The sequence below is a fragment of the Cohnella silvisoli genome (genome assembly GCF_021190915.1).
GTDB lineage: Bacteria > Bacillota > Bacilli > Paenibacillales > Paenibacillaceae > Cohnella > Cohnella silvisoli.
Genome location: NZ_JAIOAP010000024.1, coordinates 77,555 through 93,280, shown reverse-complemented (window position 1 = coordinate 93,280; position 15,726 = coordinate 77,555). Strand labels below are relative to the sequence as shown.

Annotated in this window: 16 protein-coding genes; 6 read left to right on the top strand and 10 right to left on the bottom strand. The window is 48.9% G+C overall.

From position 1 onward, the window contains the following. From K7P76_RS30750 to larE, 5 genes are all read right to left on the bottom strand, one after another. Positions 1-514, bottom strand: a 514-nt coding sequence (locus K7P76_RS30750; protein WP_507236622.1) for a nuclease/transposase family protein, incomplete at its 3' end; no start/stop codon positions are given. A gap of 194 nt (positions 515-708) precedes the next feature. Then, the gene (gene larB / locus K7P76_RS30745; RefSeq protein WP_232189924.1) at positions 709-1,392 is read right to left on the bottom strand and encodes a nickel pincer cofactor biosynthesis protein LarB; all 684 of its coding nucleotides are present in this window, start codon (positions 1,390-1,392) and stop codon (positions 709-711) included. Positions 1,393-1,403: 11 nt separating this feature from the next. Continuing rightward, positions 1,404-2,177, bottom strand: a complete 774-nt coding sequence (locus K7P76_RS30740) for an SDR family oxidoreductase (protein ID WP_232189929.1) — start codon at positions 2,175-2,177, stop codon at positions 1,404-1,406. Positions 2,178-2,182: 5 nt separating this feature from the next. Further along, the gene (locus K7P76_RS30735; RefSeq protein WP_232189923.1) at positions 2,183-3,754 is read right to left on the bottom strand and encodes a gluconokinase; all 1,572 of its coding nucleotides are present in this window, start codon (positions 3,752-3,754) and stop codon (positions 2,183-2,185) included. Positions 3,755-3,758: 4 nt separating this feature from the next. Then, positions 3,759-4,628 (bottom strand): ATP-dependent sacrificial sulfur transferase LarE, encoded by an 870-nt coding sequence (gene larE, locus K7P76_RS30730; RefSeq protein WP_232189922.1) that lies wholly within the window; start codon positions 4,626-4,628, stop codon positions 3,759-3,761. Between the two features lie 109 nt (positions 4,629-4,737). Here larE and K7P76_RS30725 point away from each other — a divergent pair, with 109 nt between their 5' ends. Together K7P76_RS30725 and K7P76_RS30720 are read left to right on the top strand one after the other, a co-directional pair. Continuing rightward, on the top strand, positions 4,738-5,436 hold the full coding sequence (locus K7P76_RS30725; protein ID WP_232189921.1) for a GntR family transcriptional regulator: 699 nt from the start codon (positions 4,738-4,740) through the stop codon (positions 5,434-5,436). Between the two features lie 21 nt (positions 5,437-5,457). Beyond that, complete coding sequence (locus K7P76_RS30720) at positions 5,458-6,744, top strand: nickel-dependent putative hexonate epimerase (protein ID WP_232189920.1); 1,287 nt, start codon at positions 5,458-5,460, stop codon at positions 6,742-6,744. Between the two features lie 256 nt (positions 6,745-7,000). On the opposite strand, the gene K7P76_RS30715 is transcribed toward K7P76_RS30720, so the two are convergent. Continuing rightward, positions 7,001-7,639 (bottom strand): peroxiredoxin-like family protein, encoded by a 639-nt coding sequence (locus K7P76_RS30715; RefSeq protein WP_232189919.1) that lies wholly within the window; start codon positions 7,637-7,639, stop codon positions 7,001-7,003. Positions 7,640-8,053: 414 nt separating this feature from the next. Here K7P76_RS30715 and K7P76_RS30710 point away from each other — a divergent pair, with 414 nt between their 5' ends. Beyond that, a complete protein-coding gene (locus tag K7P76_RS30710; protein ID WP_232189918.1) occupies positions 8,054-8,788 on the top strand; it encodes an alpha/beta hydrolase in 735 nt (244 codons plus the stop codon). 87 nt (positions 8,789-8,875) lie between these two features. Continuing rightward, positions 8,876-9,913 (top strand): alpha/beta hydrolase, encoded by a 1,038-nt coding sequence (locus tag K7P76_RS30705; protein ID WP_232189917.1) that lies wholly within the window; start codon positions 8,876-8,878, stop codon positions 9,911-9,913. 60 nt (positions 9,914-9,973) lie between these two features. Here the strand turns inward: K7P76_RS30705 and K7P76_RS30700 are convergent, their stop codons facing one another. Beyond that, positions 9,974-10,849, bottom strand: a complete 876-nt coding sequence (locus tag K7P76_RS30700) for a LysR family transcriptional regulator (RefSeq protein ID WP_232189916.1) — start codon at positions 10,847-10,849, stop codon at positions 9,974-9,976. 96 nt (positions 10,850-10,945) lie between these two features. On the opposite strand from K7P76_RS30700, the gene K7P76_RS33560 reads away from it, so the two are divergent. Then, the gene (locus tag K7P76_RS33560; protein ID WP_232189915.1) at positions 10,946-11,392 is read left to right on the top strand and encodes a Crp/Fnr family transcriptional regulator; all 447 of its coding nucleotides are present in this window, start codon (positions 10,946-10,948) and stop codon (positions 11,390-11,392) included. Between the two features lie 11 nt (positions 11,393-11,403). Next, positions 11,404-12,024 (top strand): Crp/Fnr family transcriptional regulator, encoded by a 621-nt coding sequence (locus K7P76_RS30690; protein WP_232189914.1) that lies wholly within the window; start codon positions 11,404-11,406, stop codon positions 12,022-12,024. Between the two features lie 170 nt (positions 12,025-12,194). Here the strand turns inward: K7P76_RS30690 and K7P76_RS30685 are convergent, their stop codons facing one another. The 3 genes from K7P76_RS30685 to K7P76_RS30675 are packed head-to-tail and all read right to left on the bottom strand — an operon-like array spanning position 12,195 to position 15,705. Then, positions 12,195-13,808 (bottom strand): ABC transporter substrate-binding protein, encoded by a 1,614-nt coding sequence (locus K7P76_RS30685; RefSeq protein ID WP_232189913.1) that lies wholly within the window; start codon positions 13,806-13,808, stop codon positions 12,195-12,197. A 56-nt stretch (positions 13,809-13,864) separates the two neighbouring features. Further along, positions 13,865-14,743 (bottom strand): carbohydrate ABC transporter permease, encoded by an 879-nt coding sequence (locus K7P76_RS30680; RefSeq protein ID WP_232189912.1) that lies wholly within the window; start codon positions 14,741-14,743, stop codon positions 13,865-13,867. A gap of 23 nt (positions 14,744-14,766) precedes the next feature. Further along, the gene (locus K7P76_RS30675) at positions 14,767-15,705 is read right to left on the bottom strand and encodes an ABC transporter permease (RefSeq protein WP_232189911.1); all 939 of its coding nucleotides are present in this window, start codon (positions 15,703-15,705) and stop codon (positions 14,767-14,769) included. Positions 15,706-15,726 lie beyond the last annotated feature (21 nt).

Genomic DNA, 15,726 nt, shown 5'->3' with positions numbered 1-15,726 from the left:
TTACTGAAACCGATCTTCCGTCATCATAGCTCATCGAAACCATGAGTTTTCGGTCAAATACAAGCTCAATTTCCTTGATGTCTGCATCAGGCAAGTCTGGAACGGTGATTCTGATCGGCTGCAGGCGTTTGCCGTTCTGAATACCCAGACTTAAGGTTAGGGTGTTGCCCTCTATTTTGAACGATTCGTCTACCCATTTCGTGTTGAAGTGTTTTTTGTTCTTGTACGGGTATTTATTAGCCAAACCTTGGTTATTGGCTTGTTTCGCGCTGTCTCTGGCAAACAGATATTTGTGGCATACGGCTTGAACAGATTGCGAGTGCAGCGGGAATTGGTTTTTCAATGCCGCTTGAAGATTCGTTTTTCCGATCCATTTGCCATCGTGCTGCAAGGCGTAATTCTTGCCGATGAGTAAACACTGGTTCCATATCTCTGCGGAAATCCGGTTGCACGCAAATAGCCGTTCCAAGTCGGCTTTTGAAGCTTGAAACGCTGTTTTAAGACATCGGATCATCTTGTTTTCGCCCCCTATCTGGAACCTATGCACCAACTTCATTATACCAAACACTTGTTCTCATATCTAGCTTTCCGAGCTCATTGTAAGTTTTTAAGGTCATGACTTCGAGCACGAAGATTCTAGGCTTCGCCTAGCCGAAATTCATCCCCTCCCTATAGAGGGAAGGGGACTTCTTTCGGATTGCCGTTAAATTACGGCAAAGAAGTCTTCTCGAACAATAACCTCTGAATGGCAGCGGCGTTATAACCCGCACCGAAGCCGTTGTCTATATTAACGACCGAAACGCCCGCGGCACACGATGTCATCATGGCTAGCATCGGCGTAACCCCGTGCAAATGGGCGCCATACCCAACGGAAGTCGGAACGGCGATGACCGGACGCCTCACCATCCCTCCCACGACGCTCGCCAACGCGCCCTCCATTCCCGCGACGACGATAATGACGTTCGCTTCCTGGATCTGCTGCCTGTAGGAGAGCAGCCTGTCAATACCCGCGACTCCGACATCGTAAATCCGCTGCACGGCGCACCCCATCCATTCCGCTGTGCACGCCGCCTCTTCGGCGACCGGAATATCTCCCGTACCGCCACACAGAACAAGCACCGTCCCCGAAAAAACCGCGGGCGGCGCCCCAAGACGGACCAGCCTTGCCTCCTCCACATGTGAGGCTTCCGGAAAAACGGCGCATATCCGCTCCGCCATTTCCGCTGATGCCCGAGTCAGAAGCGCGCGTCCATGAACTTGCGCAAGCCGGCCGAAAATGGCCAGTGCTTGTTCGACTGTCTTGCCCTGACCGAAAATGACTTCCGGGTTGCCTGTTCTCTGCTCCCTATCCGTATCCAGCTTGCAAAAACCCATATCCTCGAATGTGCTCATAAGCTGCTCCTTTAAATCGTCATGGCCCCGAATCCTCCATCCACGCGCACAATGGAGCCCGTCACAAAGCCGGATGCCCGCTCGGAAGCGAGAAACACGGCCGCCCCCTGAAGCTCGGAGGCTTCACCGAACCGCTTCATCGGCGTATGTCCCATAATCGACGCCACACGCTCCTCGGACAAGATTTTCCGGTTCTGCTCGGCGGGGAAGAAGCCAGGAATGATCGCATTCACCCGGACTCCGCCGGAAGCGAACTCTCTTGCGAGAAACTTCGTTACGCTGTTGACGCCGGCCTTGGAAGCCGAATAAGTAAACACTTTGGATAGCGGGGTCTCGGAGGAAACGGACGAAATATTAATGATACTTCCCCCGTTCCCGCTCGTTACCATATGTTTGCCGAAAATTTGGCACGCCAGAACGACGCTCTTCAAATTGACGTCCATAATCCCGTCCCATTCATCCTCGGAAATCTCGAAAAAAGGCGTGACGCTGTTGCGACCCGGGCAGTTCATCAAAATGTCGATCCGCCCCGACCATGCCAAAATTTCCTCAAGGACACGGCGAAGGTCGTTCGCGCTTGTTGCATCCGCCTGAAAACAGGCCGCCGCATCGGCTCCCGCCTCCTGCTCTATTCGGCTGCGTACGGCTTCCGCTTTCTCCTGATTTCGTCCCACGATGGCCACCCTGGCGCCGTACCCCGCCAGTCCGATCGCCATTTCACCGCCTAGCGTACTGTTGCCGCCGATGACGACCGCCGTTCGGCCGCTCAAGTCAAATAAATTCATCATAATTATTTTTCTCCTTCGGCTTCCTGAAGCATTTCCTTCCGCAAAGCCGCAAGATCCGCAAAAGGCTGCTTCAGCCCATAATAGACGTTCATATAAAGAGAGTAATAACGGCTGTAAATCTTGTATTCCGTCTCCCGCGGTTCATATTCGCGCGAAGCCGCAGTCCAATCCCGGACTTCGTCCAGCGAACCGATTTCCCCCGTCGCAAGCAATCCGATCATGGCTGCGCCGATCCCCGAGCTTTCGACCGAGTCGCTGACGGAAACTTTCGTATTCGTCATATCGGCGAGCATTTGGCACCAGAACGGCGATTTGGCAAAACCGCCCGAAGCGCGAATCGTTCCGATCCCGCCTCCCGTTTCCACCATCGCTTCGAACACGGAACGGATCCGGTACAACACTCCTTCGAATACGGAACGGCACAAATGCTTTCTTTCATGATAGAGCGACAGCCCGAAAAATACACCCCGCGCGTTCGCGTTATACCAAGGGGCGCGCTCGCCTGCCAAAAAAGGCAAGAACAGCAAACCCTCCGCGCCCGGAGCAACCGTCTTTGCCAGCGCCGCAGCGTTCTCGAGCGCTTCCGCTCTTGATTCGTCCGCCAAACCTTCGTTTCCGGCAAGCTGCTCGGTCAACCATTGAAGGGCAATGCCGCCATTGTTAATGGCGCCCCCTCCCACCCAGTAATCTTCCAGCAGTTTGTAACAGAATAGCCTTCCTTTCGGATCCGTCCGCGGCCTCTTCCAGACGGTTCGAACCGCTCCGCTAGTCCCGATCGTACAGGCGCAAATGCCTTCGCCATTCGCTCCGACGCCCAAATTGGCGAGAACGCCGTCCGATGCCCCGACGACAAATGGCGTATGACTTTCCACTCCCAGCATCGCTGCATCGGCGGGATCCAGCCCCTGCAGCCGGAACGTGACGGGGACGAGCTCTGGCAGCTTAATCCGCGAAATTCCGGCAGCTGCGAGCGCTTCTTCGTCCCAATCGCCCTGTTCCGATGCATACAAACCGGTAGCGCTAGCGATCGACTCGTCCATAACGGTTCTGTGAAACAAGCGGCCCAGCACATACTCTTTAATGCCGATGAAGCAGCATGCGGCCTTAACAATCTCGGGCTGAAACCGCTGCAGCCACATGATCTTGACAAGGGGGGACATCGGGTGGATCGGAGTACCGGTCCGGCGATAGATGCCGATCCCTTTCTCCGTTTCCCTGAACGCTTCCGCCAACTCCGCTCCGCGATTATCGGCCCAGGTGATAGAGGGAGTCAGCGGGTTGAAATCCGCATCGACGGCAATGACGCTGTGCATGGCTGAACTGAACGAGACGCATGCCAGTGATTCTTCGCCGTGACGAAGCTGCGACGCAACCGTCCGAATCCCTTCCACAACAGCTTGGAAAATCGTTTCCGGGTTCTGCTCGGCCCGGTCGGGTGCAGGCGTCTCCAGCGGATAAGGCACATTATGGGAGGCCCGGACTGTTCCGTCACGCCGAACGAGCAGCGCTTTCGTGCTCGTCGTTCCGATATCCACTGCAATTACGCAAACGGATTGGGTTTTCGACCCGTTCATGGACTCAGCTTCCTTTCCGCGCCAATTCTGTCGATGCAGCCAAACCCTCGCCCGTACTCCGCTTGTCGTGAACGAGCACTTCGTTCAGGCTGCCGGAGCGGTATCCTTGTAAATCCATTGTCACGTATGCATAGCCGATCTCCTTCAGCTTGACGTGAACCGTATCCGCAACGGCCAGAACCTCCCCCAACCGGGAAGCCGGAACTTCGATTCTAGCCAAGTTATCGTGCTGCCTGACTCGTACTTGCCTAAAGCCCAACTGAATAAGGAAATCTTCCGCCCGGTCGATCATGGAAAGCTTGTGCGCCGTAATCTTCTCCCCGTACGGGATGCGCGACGACAAACAGGCAAAAGACGGCTTGTCCCAGGTTCGCAAACCGAATTCCCGAGACATGTGGCGGATTTCCGATTTGAGGATGCCAGCCTCGAGGAGGGGCGCACGCACTCCCTGCTCATGCGCCGCCTGTAATCCGGGCCGGTGATCGCCGAGATCGTCGGCAATCGCACCGAATACGACATAGTCGTAACCGCGTTCCCGGGCAATTGGAATCAGGTGATCGAATAATGAGTTTTTGCAAAAATAACAGCGGTTCGTCGGGTTGTCCGCGTATCCCGGAATCGCAAGCTCGCTCGTATGAATGATTTGGTGAGGAGCGTTCAGTTCCTTGGCGAGGGCAAAAGCCTCTTCCTTCTCTCTGGCCGGATACGTTTCCGAATCGGCCGTTATCGCCAGCACGCGCTCCGAGCCGAGATGGTCGAGCGCCGCCTTCAACAGAAAAGCGCTGTCAACGCCTCCGGAAAAAGCGACGACAATTTTGCCCATCGCCTGAAGAAGTTCTCCCAGATGCGCATATTTTTGTTCGATCGGTTGCATAGGTTCCCTCCGAATTCAACATAACATACGTCGTTTGCATTGACTTGTATACATGTATACACGTATACTGATAACAGCAAAAGCATAGCACAAAGGGGGTTAAAGAACAATGAATTTCGCTCCTTCCGCCAGCCCTTCCCGCTTTCTGGGGGAACATGCCTACGAGACGCTGAGGGATTCGATTATTACCCTTCAGCTTGAACCCGGACAGGGAATTCATGAGAACGAGCTGGCCGAGTCTCTTCGCATCAGCCGAACGCCGATCCGGGATGCGATCCATCTCCTCCATTCGGAACGGCTGATCGAAATTTTGCCTCAGCGAACGAAGCAAGTAGCCTGCATTTCCGAATCGAAGGTGAAAGAAAGCTCTCTGGTACGTCTCAGTTTGGAGTCAACCGCATTTAAGCTTACCGCCATGCACTGGGATCAGTCCGACAAGTACAGAACCGCCGAAAGGGAAATCAACAGAAATTTGCAGGAACAGCTGGAGGCGGCCGAAAATCAGGATGTTGCGCTTTTTCTTCAACTGGACGAGGCTTTCCACCGGATCATCCTGAAATTGACCGGCAATGAAACGCTGCTTGAAGTCGTTTACCATATGCGGGCGCACTTGAACCGATTCCGGTTTTTGGCCATGAAGGAACTTGCCTTAACGAGCCATCTCGTGGAAGAACATGAACAGCTTTTCCAAGCGATTAAATCGCGCGACGCCGATCGCGTCTTGAAGCTGCTGGAACATCACCTGGGCAAGCTGGATACCGAAATTCCGCTGTTGCGCAGCAAATTCCCGCATTATTTCCGGGATTAACCGAAGAAGAGGAGAATCGACATGTCCTGGTTTTTTGCCAAGTCCGATGAAATCACCCGCGAACAAATGGAGCAGCTCGTTCTGAAATGCGGCGAGCAGTGCCTGCAGCGAATCAACGGCAAGCCCAAGAAAGTGCTGCTGCTTCCCCCCGATATTACACGGGCGCACTCCGGCTCGGGATGGATCACCAACATTTTGTACCATTTTTTCGAGAATGTCGGGGCCGACGTGTATCTCATGCCGACGCTGGGTCAGCATATCCCCCATACGCCGGAACAGAATCAATGGATGTTCGGCGATATTCCGGAGCGCAAAATACTCGTTCACGACTGGATCAACGACTGCACAACGATCGGAACCATACCGGCGGATTACGTCAAGGAAATTAGCGGCGGCGCGGCGGACTGGGACATTCCGATCAGCATCAACCGGCTTGTGCTGGAAGGCGGATGGGACATTATCGTTAATGTGGGCCATGTCGTTCCTCATGAAGTGCTGGGGTTTGCCAACCACAACAAGAACTACATCATCGGCCTTGGAGGCAAAGATACGATTTGCACTTCGCATATGGCAGCTGCCTGCTATGGCATCGAGAACAATCTGGGAAGCCTGGTCACGCCGCTCAGACACTGCTTCAACAAAGCCGAATCGGAGTTTTTATCGCATTTGCCTGACGTCTATTTGCAAGTCGTCATGAAATACAATAATGAAGGCAAGCTTGTTCACAGCGGGTTGTATTGCGGAGACGACCTGGACACCTACCTGATGGCGGCTAAACAATCGAAGAGCGAAAATATTACGATCGTTCCCCCGCTCAAGAAAGTGGTTGCCGTTATGCAGGGCGACGAGTTTTTCAGCACTTGGGTAGCCAACAAAGCCGTTTACCGCACAAGGAAAGCGATGGCCGACGGCGGCGAGCTCATCATTATTGGGCCTGGACTGAAGCGCTTCGGCGAACAGGACTCCGTTGAAGCCATTATCCGCAAATACGGATATGCCGGCACGCCGCGAGTTCTCGAGCAATGGAAAAAGAACGCCGATCTGCAGGATTTGACGCATGCCACCGCCCATCTGATTCACGGTTCATCGGAAGGAAGGTTTAAAATCACTTATGCGCCCAAATACTTAACCCGGGAAGATATCGAATCCGTCCATTACAACTATCTCGACTATGATCAGGCTATGAAAATGTACTCCCCGGACAAGCTGCAAAACGGATTTAACCTTTTGGACAACGGAGAGGAAGTTTATTTTATCAGCACGCCTTCAGCAGGATTGTGGACCACGCAGGAGAAATTAAACCAATAAGCGACGCCTCCCTCAATAAAAAACAATCGCCGGGGCAAGGTCGAAAAACCTTGCCCCGGCGATTGCCGTCTTTGAGCTCTAGCAGAATACCCTCCGGACGAAGACCTTCGCGGCGAAGCTTCACCATTAATTTGACTTTGGATCGCCTGAGGGCTGGTCCCTTATGGCTTGCTTGGCATGAATATAACGCTATTGGAATTCGAGGAAGCCGGCAGACCTTAAAAAAAATAGAGCAATCGGCTGAATCTTTCCAGGATTATAACGAATTTAGTTTCCAAAGGATTTCATCCGGTTCCATCCTTTTCGTAAAATCAGGATTCACGTAGGCGGAACGGATAATGGATTGTTCATCGATCATGAAAGTGGCCGGCACCGGAAGCACCCAATGATCCGTCCCGTTATATTCTTTCAAGTCGATATTGAGACTTATGTACAGCTGCCTCAGATCATCAGGAACATCATAAAGCAAATTATATTTAGTCGACACGACTCCTCGGGGATCGCTGAGAACCTTAAAAGAAAGTTCCGCTTTTTCTTGAAGAGACAATGTTTGATCCGGCAATTGCGGGCTTATAGCAATGAGTTGGGCTCCCAATGACTGAATCTGCGGAAGTACTTCCTGGTAGGCCCTTAACTGTCTATTGCAATAAGGACACCAGCCTCCCCTGTAGAAGGTCAGCACTACAGGCCCTTTTGATAATTCTTCCGATAAATATACATCATTTCCAAAGGCATCTTTCAGCGCGAAATCCTTCGCCTTCTCCGCAACCTGCAGTCCTGCCGCGATACCTTTACTTTGCAATTCCTGTACAAATCTCTGCAGCTTGGCGTGAACTTCAAATGGGGTTGCCGTTGTGATCTTCTCTAGCTCCAAACTTAAACTTCCCATACTCATCGTTGCACCTCTCATTTTTATTGTTTACCGCTAGATTGTACTACATGGTTAGACAATCCTTGGATGGTCCTATTTAATGCCTGCATAATCGGAAAGTATTTCTCCTAATTTTATTAACAATATAAAGTATCTATCAATATGATTTTGTCTATATAACCTATAAGCAATGCTTATGTAACACAGAGGATCATTCCTATAATCTCCATCTATAGAATGCATAGATAAAATAGAATTGATTGATGTACTGCGTTTCACTACGATAAATACATATCACGGACTTCATACTTAAGGAGGGATTCTGCTAATTTAATGACAAAACCGATTTGCATGCTGCCGGTAACTCTGCCATCATCCTTATCGACCATCAACCACGAAAACAACTAAATTTATAACTATTATAAGGAGACTGATTAGATGTATATGAACTTCGTTATCCTTCACGGCTCCTGGGCTGACGCCAGCCAATTCGATGAAGTAGCTGCCGAGCTCCGAAAACTAGGGCATAATGTTTATGTGCCGGAATTTCCAGGCCATGGCGTTTTGAGCAATGATAAAAACGTAACCCACCAACAAATTACGGATGCCGTTGTCGACTATATCCAGAAAAATGATCTGAAACATATCGTTCTGCTCGGACATAGCTTCGGCGGTACGGTCGTTGCGACAGTAGCCCAAGAAATCCCGGATCGGATCGACCGTCTCGTATTCTCTAACGCTTTTGCTCCTCTGGACGGCCAAAGCCTGTACGATCAACTTCCGCCGCCGGTTCAAGCAACATTCAAACAACTAGCCGATACTTCGGGGGACAACACGATCATGCTTCCGTTCCCGCTGTTCCGCGATGCTTTCGCAAATACAGCCAGCTTAGAGGAAGCGAAAGCGATGTACGGCAAGATTACGCCTGAACCTGCGAGCCCTTTGTTTCAAAAGCTCGATTTGAAAAAGTTCTATAGTCTGCAAATTCCGAAAAGCTATATCAATCTGACGGAAGATATCGCTCTTCCTCCCGGACCTTTCGCATGGCATACGAACCAATCCAGCCATCTCGGTTTCTACCGTTACATCGAAGGCGACGGAGACCATTTCACAACCTTCCATATGAACCCGAAAATGATTGCTGATAAATTCGTGGAAGCCGGCAGAGAATAACGATAAAAAGAGTAATTGGCGAGATCTTTCCTGTACGATTGCTCTTTATGGGTGGAACAACAAATGATATCAGGAGGTTATTTCATCATGTATCTAAGCAAAAGTAAAAAACTAATCGCGCTTGGGCTAACCGCAATTGCCATAGTAGGCGTCGGCAGCAGTCTCAATTCTGCAAAAGCGGCAAGTTCGAATGATTCCCTGGTTCCTGTTCGTGATACGCTTGTTAACGAATACAAAATTATATCGCCCCGAATCGGTTACAATGCGGAAACCGGATTCATACGAATCGATGGTCAAGACGCATTCAAGTCTGAATCGAATAACGACGGCCAATCTTACGCATCTCAAGAAACCCTCAAAGCTGCTGTTGCGAAATTTAAAAATGCACAAGAAAAGCTAACCTTCGTTATCATTCACGGCTCCTGGGCTGACGTCAGCCAATTCGATGAAGTAGCTGCCGAGCTCCGCAAACAAGGCCATAAGGTTTATCGGCCGGAAATGCCGGGTCATGGCGTTATGAGCAATGATAAAAACGTAACCCACAAACAAATTACGGATTCCGTTGTCGACTATATCAAGAAAAATGATTTGAAACATATCGTTCTGCTCGGACATAGCTTCGGCGGTACGGTCGTTGCGACAGTAGCCCAAGAAATCCCGGATCGGATCGACCGCCTCGTATTCTCTAACGCTTTTGCTCCTCTGGACGGCCAAAGCCTGTACGATCAACTTCCGCCGCCGGTTCAAGACACATTCAAACAATTGGCCGATGCCTCGGGAGATAACACGATCATGCTTCCGTTCCCGCTGTTCCGCGATGCCTTCGCAAATACAGCCAGCTTAGAGGAAGCGAAAGCGATGTACAGCAAGATTACGCCTGAACCGGCGAGCCCATTGTTTCAAAAACTCGATTTGAAAAAGTTCTATAGTCTGCAAATTCCGAAAAGCTATATCAATCTGACGGAAGATATCGCTCTTCCTCCCGGACCTTTCGCTTGGCATACGAACCAATCCAGCCATCTCGGTTTCTACCGTTACATTGAAGGCGACGGAGACCATTTCACAACCTTCCACACGGACCCGAAAATGGTTGCTGAAAAATTCGTGGAAGCCGGCAGAAAATAATACGACAAAAAGAGCAATCGGAGGATCGTTCCTCTCCGATTGCTCTTTTCTTATACGACTTCAGCTTGAAGGTTGCCACCTTAACCTTTCAATAAAAGTTCGAACCGTATGTTTCCTGAATTTATTCTTATGATAGCTAAGCTTTATTTCTCGTGTAGGTGTAGGATCAGTTAATCGAATAATTTTTATTTTGGGATGATTATAGCTTTCAACGAGGGGTAAAGATAATAACGCTACTCCATATCCATGATTTACCATGGATAAAATGGACGACGATGATACTGCTACAATTGTTGAGTTTAAAGTAATACCTGATTTCATAACATATGAATCTATAAATTCCCTGCACATTGTAGATTGAAAAAACAATACTGTATCTAAATGCTGTAGCTCTCGAAATGGAATCGTCGCATTTTCTGCCCAAGGATGGTTTTCTGCAATAATGAGTACTTGCTCTTCTTTGGTTAAGTGAATACTGTCTGTATGCTTGTTCTGTTCCGAACCTGTAGTTATTCCGATATCGATTTTATTTTGTAAAACCTGTTCCGAAAAGTCCACAGTTTCTACAAATTTCAGAGAAATATCTGGATACTGTTCACGAAATTGAGCAAAGTGCGGCATGAGATAAAACAGATCGCCTGGCAATACACCGATTGTAAGCTCGCCTCTTTGAATATTTTTTAACTCATAGATTTCTTTTCGAGATTCTTCAATAAGTTGTTTCACTGAAAGCCCTTTATCAAAAAGAATTTGCCCTGCCTCCGTAATCTGAATTCCTCTTCCGACTCTATAAAATAACGGCGTACAATACTCTCCCTCCAACACACGGATTTGTTGACTTAAAGTAGGTTGGGAAACCATCAATACTTCCGCAGCTTTAGTGAAGCTTCCTTCTTTGCATATTTGTATAAAATAATCTAGTTGTCTTAGTTCCATTTATTATAACTCCCCCCTTTCAATGAGACCGCCTATGACCTGAATTATCGCTATGCGATGAAATGTAACACATAAACAAGGATGGCGCTGTATTTAGTGAATATTATTGTTCCGGGACAACTTGCGGGCGTTCACTCTATGGATAATAAATATCACTTTACTTCTGCTGTAGCTTTTACCGACTCGGTACTTTATTTTTTTTCGCATGAGCGATTTAATGAATTGATAAAAACCTATCCGGAGTTAGTAGGTTTCTTTACAGAAACATTGATTAAAGAGATACAAATTCTTTTAGAAGAGATTTCTTTTAATTCTCTGTCTGCTGAGCAACAAATAGGCCTGCTACTCTCCAATTTGAGTAAAGTTTATATGCACAATGAAATACCGATGAAACAACGGGAATTGGCAGCTTTTACAGGACTTAACCGAATAACGATTTATAAAATACTTAAAAAGTGGAAAGAAGACGGGGTAATTGAAATGAAAAACCATAAAATTCACATTCAAGATACAGAATATTTTAGAGTGCACTTGAAATCATGAGGTGATCGATCTTGAATGAGCTTCGTTATGCTTGGGAGCCTTATTTAAAATACGGACAAAAGAAAACATTCGAAAACAATACAGTTATTTACAGCCAAGGGGATAAGGGGAATGGCTTTTATTATTTAGTCGAAGGGGGAGCGAAAATCACAATTTTATCGGACCAATATGAAGAACGCATTGTTTCGCATATTCCAACCGGGGCACTGTTTGGATTACATGGCGTTAACAATAGCGAGCATTATTTAACAACGGCAATAACGACCTCCCCTTCGATCTTGTATTATTTCTCCAATCATTCATTGTCGCAAATTTACGCCCATCATCCGGAAGCAGCGCCTATATTTATAAACTCCGTTATTCGAATAATAAGATTACTTTCCGATATTGTTCATTATTTTGACAGCCCTATTGAAAAGAAAATGGCTTTTTATTTATTGATACTTACTGAAGTGTATGAATCGAACACCCTCTCGATAGATCAATCCGCTTTCGTTCAATTCATGGGAAAATCCCGTGTTTCAGTCAATAAAATCATTCAAAAATGGAAACAGGAAGGCCTGATTCAGCTTTCGAATCGAAGCATTTGCATTCACGACAAAAACAAATTAAAAGAAATTATTACACACTGAGCGTGAAGGGCTTGTCTTCCGTTGGAAGCTTCGAAAGCGAACAAAAAGCCGTGTTCTTCCTAATCCGCAATCGCTTTTATCAGGGATATAAACACGCTCATAAGCATAGCTAACGGAATACAGATCAACATTGTGTTATAAGAATCATAAACAATGTTGACCTGTTTTTCTTACTTCTTCAAGAACTCATCGATCTGTCGCTGCTTCTCCGCGATGATCTTGTCAACTCCCGCCTTCTTCAGCTTGGCGAGGAACTCCGCATATCTGGACTCGAGTTGCGCGCTCGTACCCGCTCCGCTCTCCAGCACCTTGCGATATTCAGTGACGACGGCTCCCACCTTGGATATCTCGGACTTTACAGCGTCCGGATTGAACTCGAAACCGGCGATGACGGACTTCACGAAGTTGTTCGTATCCGTAATGTAGGCGATCGACGCTTTGTCGGTATCGGTAGCAGTCGCCGGAATTCTCGCGTTTTTCCAAGGCGTGACCATCCACCATTCGTTCTGGAACACCTTCGTTCGGTCTAATCCGTCCGGGTACTTGTACTGGTTGTCGCCGACTGCGACGAAATCCTGACCTTCGATCCCGTACAAATAGGTGTCGCGAATATCTTTATCCGCATAGATCAGATTAAGCAACATAAGTACTCTATCCGGATGATTGGAAGAGGGCGAGAGAACGGTGAAATTGCCTGCCTTGAACGAGCTTACCATCTTCGTTCCTTGCTCCAAGAGTACCTGCTCGAATCGCGCACCCGGCTCGATCTTGGAGATTGCCGCCGTGCGGTCCCCCAGGCTGCCTTCCGAAGGGTTCCCGATACCGCCGATCGTCTTGGCATCCGTATTGGCATCGGTTGTCACCGTAGACTTGCTGAATAAGGAGTCCTTGTCGATCAGCCCGCCGTTGTACCCTTTGTTCGCGTAAGTAAGCACGCTCTTGTAATAATCGGTTTCGAATTGGTTAATGACTTTGGGTTCATTGTTTAGAAGCATCCCCGGCGAATTAAAATCGTTGCTGGGAATGTACTCCCTTTGCATCCCAAGGAACGCCAGAGCTTGATAGTTGCCCGTGAATTCCCCGTTCAACTTGGCGATGCGGGACTTATCCTCCCCTACGACCTTAAACGCGAAGTTCTGCACGTCTTCCTTCGTCTTGAACATATCCGGCGTATAGCCGTATTTCTCGGCAATGTCTGCACGATAGATGTAAGCCATCGGATATTCAAGCGGGCCCGGTACCGGGATCCCGTATATTTTGCCATTATAGCGGTTCGTATCGACGTATGCGGCGGTCAAGCCATTGTATAGATCCGGTGCGTTCTTCTCGAACAGATCGGAGATGTCGAGTGCCCCGCCCTTCGAAAGAACTTGCGCATAGTTCTGCCACCAGCCGTCATAGTAGAAATCGAAATTTTCCCCCGCGGCAAGCTTTACTAGAATCTGGTCCTTGTAGCTGTCCCATGGGATGTACTGAATATCCAGCGTGGCCTGAATTTTCTCTGTCAGCTTTTCATTTAATACTTTCATGACCTCGTCGTAGTGCTGAGGCTTATCGCCCGGCAAGAGCAATTTCAAGCTGACCTGTTCTTGCTTCTGCGGCGAAGGCTCTTTGGAATTGTCCTCCGACACGGCAGTATTGGCGCCGCTAGTCGCGCTCGGCTCCGGACTGGCAGCAGGCGGGGACGAGCGATCCGCATTGTTGCCCTTGCCGTTCGAACAACCTACCGTTGCGAGAATGACCGCAAGCAGGAGTAAGGCTGATTTGAAGAAAACTTTCTTCATCTGTTCATAACCTCCCAATTTAATATGCTATACCGAAATACGGTGAATAGCTAGATTCAGCCTTTAACGCTTCCGATCGTCAGCCCTTTTACGAAATACTTCTGGATGTACGGATATACAAGGAAAATCGGGCCGATCGAGATTATCGTCGTCGCCATCTGCACTCCGTTAGCGGGCACCTGGATGAATTTCGAAGTATCGATCTGGCTGGAAATGTACGTCAGGTTGGAGATCATTTTTTTGAGCAATAGCTGTACGGGCATAAGCTTGTCGGATTCGATGAAGTTCAAGGAAAGCCACCAATCGTTCCAATACGCCAAAGCGTAAAATAAGCCGATCGTAGCGAGTCCCGGAGTCGAAAGCGGAATGACGATGTTCAGGAAAGAGCGAAAATGGCCCGCGCCGTCTATTCTGGCCGATTCGACGATCTCCCGCGGAATCGTCTCGAAGAAGCTTTTGAGCACGAACATATTAAACGGGTTTACGAGATAGGGGACGATGAGTACCCATAACGTGTCCTTGAGGAGCAAATATTTGGTGATGAGAATGTACCAAGGAACGAGCCCGCCGCTGAACAACATCGTAATGAGCACGTAACCCAGAATGAGGCTTCGGAACTTCATTTCGCGCTGCGACAGCGGATAGGCAAGCAGGCTCGTCACGAGAAGAGCCGACAACGTGCCGATCACCGTAACGGTAACGCTGACCAGGAACGATTGCATGACCGAATTCAATTGGAATACCGTCTCGTACGAATAAAGCGTGAAATGTTTAGGGATGAGCGCGAAGCCGGCCTCCTTCAAGTTCTGCTCCGCTTCGAACGAGCTGCCCAGCACGATGAGGAAAGGCACTAAGCAGGCGATGCCGATGACGGAGAAGAAAAGATAGTTGATAGAGTTGAACAACCGGTAGCTGACGGATTTATGCTCGACCATATAGCCGCTCCTTTCCATGCGAATCAATACAGAACGCCTTTTTTCTCATCGCTGAGTTTTTTGGATATCCAGTTGGCCAGCACGACCATAAGAAATCCCATGAGTGATTGGTAGAGTCCTACCGCGGACGTCATTCCGATATCGCCATAGGTTCTGAGCGAGCGGAATACGTAAGTGTCGATGACGTCCGTCGTCGTGTACAGCTGGCCGTTATCGCCGACGAGCGCATAGATCATCCCGAAATCCCCGTAGAAAATCCGACCGACCGCAAGAATAAGCAAAATCAAAACGGTTGGTCTAAGCTGAGGAAGAAGAATTCGAATGATCTGCTGAAATCGGCTAGCACCATCTATGCGCGCCGCTTCGTAATACTCGGGATTGATGCCCGTTATGGCGGCTAGGTAAATAACGAGACCGTATCCGGTAGACTTCCATAAGTAGACGACGACGAGAATCGCGGGCCATATCCCCGGGCTGTTCATGAACTCCACCCTATCGAGACCGATCGCGCTCAGCAACTGGTTGATGATTCCTCTCTCCGAGGAGAGGAACGTCCCCAAGAACAGCGAGACGACGATCCAAGAAATGAAGTACGGGAAAAAGATGAACGTCTGGAAAATCCGCGCGCTAACCTTGCTGCGAATCTCGTTCAATAAGACGGCGGTAACGACCGCGGCTAGCGTTCCGAATACGATGAACAGGAAATTCAGGAACAACGTATTAAAAGTGATGCGGTACAAATCAGGCGAAGTGAAGAAAAATTCGAAGTTGTCGAAACCCGCCCACGGGCTACCGAATATCCCCCCGGCGAAGTTGTAATTCTTGAACGCGAGAATGACTCCGAACATAGGCAAATAACTGAAGATGAAGAAGAATAGGATTCCGGGCAACGCCATCAGGTACAGCGTGCCCTGTCCGGGCAACAAGGATTTAGCCGTCCGGGCTCGTGTCTTAGCATTCATACGATAGTGGTGGTCTCCCCT

Bases quoted from the DNA above. Each gene is read 5' to 3' on its own strand.
- K7P76_RS30710 (WP_232189918.1), top strand. From the start codon at position 8,054: ATGTATATGAACTTCGTTATCCTTCACGGCTCCTGGGCTGACGCCAGC.
- larB (WP_232189924.1), bottom strand. From the start codon at position 1,392: ATGAGCACATTCGAGGATATGGGTTTTTGCAAGCTGGATACGGATAGG.
- K7P76_RS30735 (WP_232189923.1), bottom strand. From the start codon at position 3,754: ATGAACGGGTCGAAAACCCAATCCGTTTGCGTAATTGCAGTGGATATC.
- K7P76_RS30720 (WP_232189920.1), top strand. From the start codon at position 5,458: ATGTCCTGGTTTTTTGCCAAGTCCGATGAAATCACCCGCGAACAAATG.
- K7P76_RS30705 (WP_232189917.1), top strand. From the start codon at position 8,876: ATGTATCTAAGCAAAAGTAAAAAACTAATCGCGCTTGGGCTAACCGCA.
- K7P76_RS30715 (WP_232189919.1), bottom strand. From the start codon at position 7,639: ATGAGTATGGGAAGTTTAAGTTTGGAGCTAGAGAAGATCACAACGGCA.
- K7P76_RS30740 (WP_232189929.1), bottom strand. From the start codon at position 2,177: ATGAATTTATTTGACTTGAGCGGCCGAACGGCGGTCGTCATCGGCGGC.
- K7P76_RS30675 (WP_232189911.1), bottom strand. From the start codon at position 15,705: ATGAATGCTAAGACACGAGCCCGGACGGCTAAATCCTTGTTGCCCGGA.
- K7P76_RS30685 (WP_232189913.1), bottom strand. From the start codon at position 13,808: ATGAAGAAAGTTTTCTTCAAATCAGCCTTACTCCTGCTTGCGGTCATT.
- K7P76_RS30700 (WP_232189916.1), bottom strand. From the start codon at position 10,849: ATGGAACTAAGACAACTAGATTATTTTATACAAATATGCAAAGAAGGA.
- K7P76_RS30725 (WP_232189921.1), top strand. From the start codon at position 4,738: ATGAATTTCGCTCCTTCCGCCAGCCCTTCCCGCTTTCTGGGGGAACAT.
- larE (WP_232189922.1), bottom strand. From the start codon at position 4,628: ATGCAACCGATCGAACAAAAATATGCGCATCTGGGAGAACTTCTTCAG.
- K7P76_RS30680 (WP_232189912.1), bottom strand. From the start codon at position 14,743: ATGGTCGAGCATAAATCCGTCAGCTACCGGTTGTTCAACTCTATCAAC.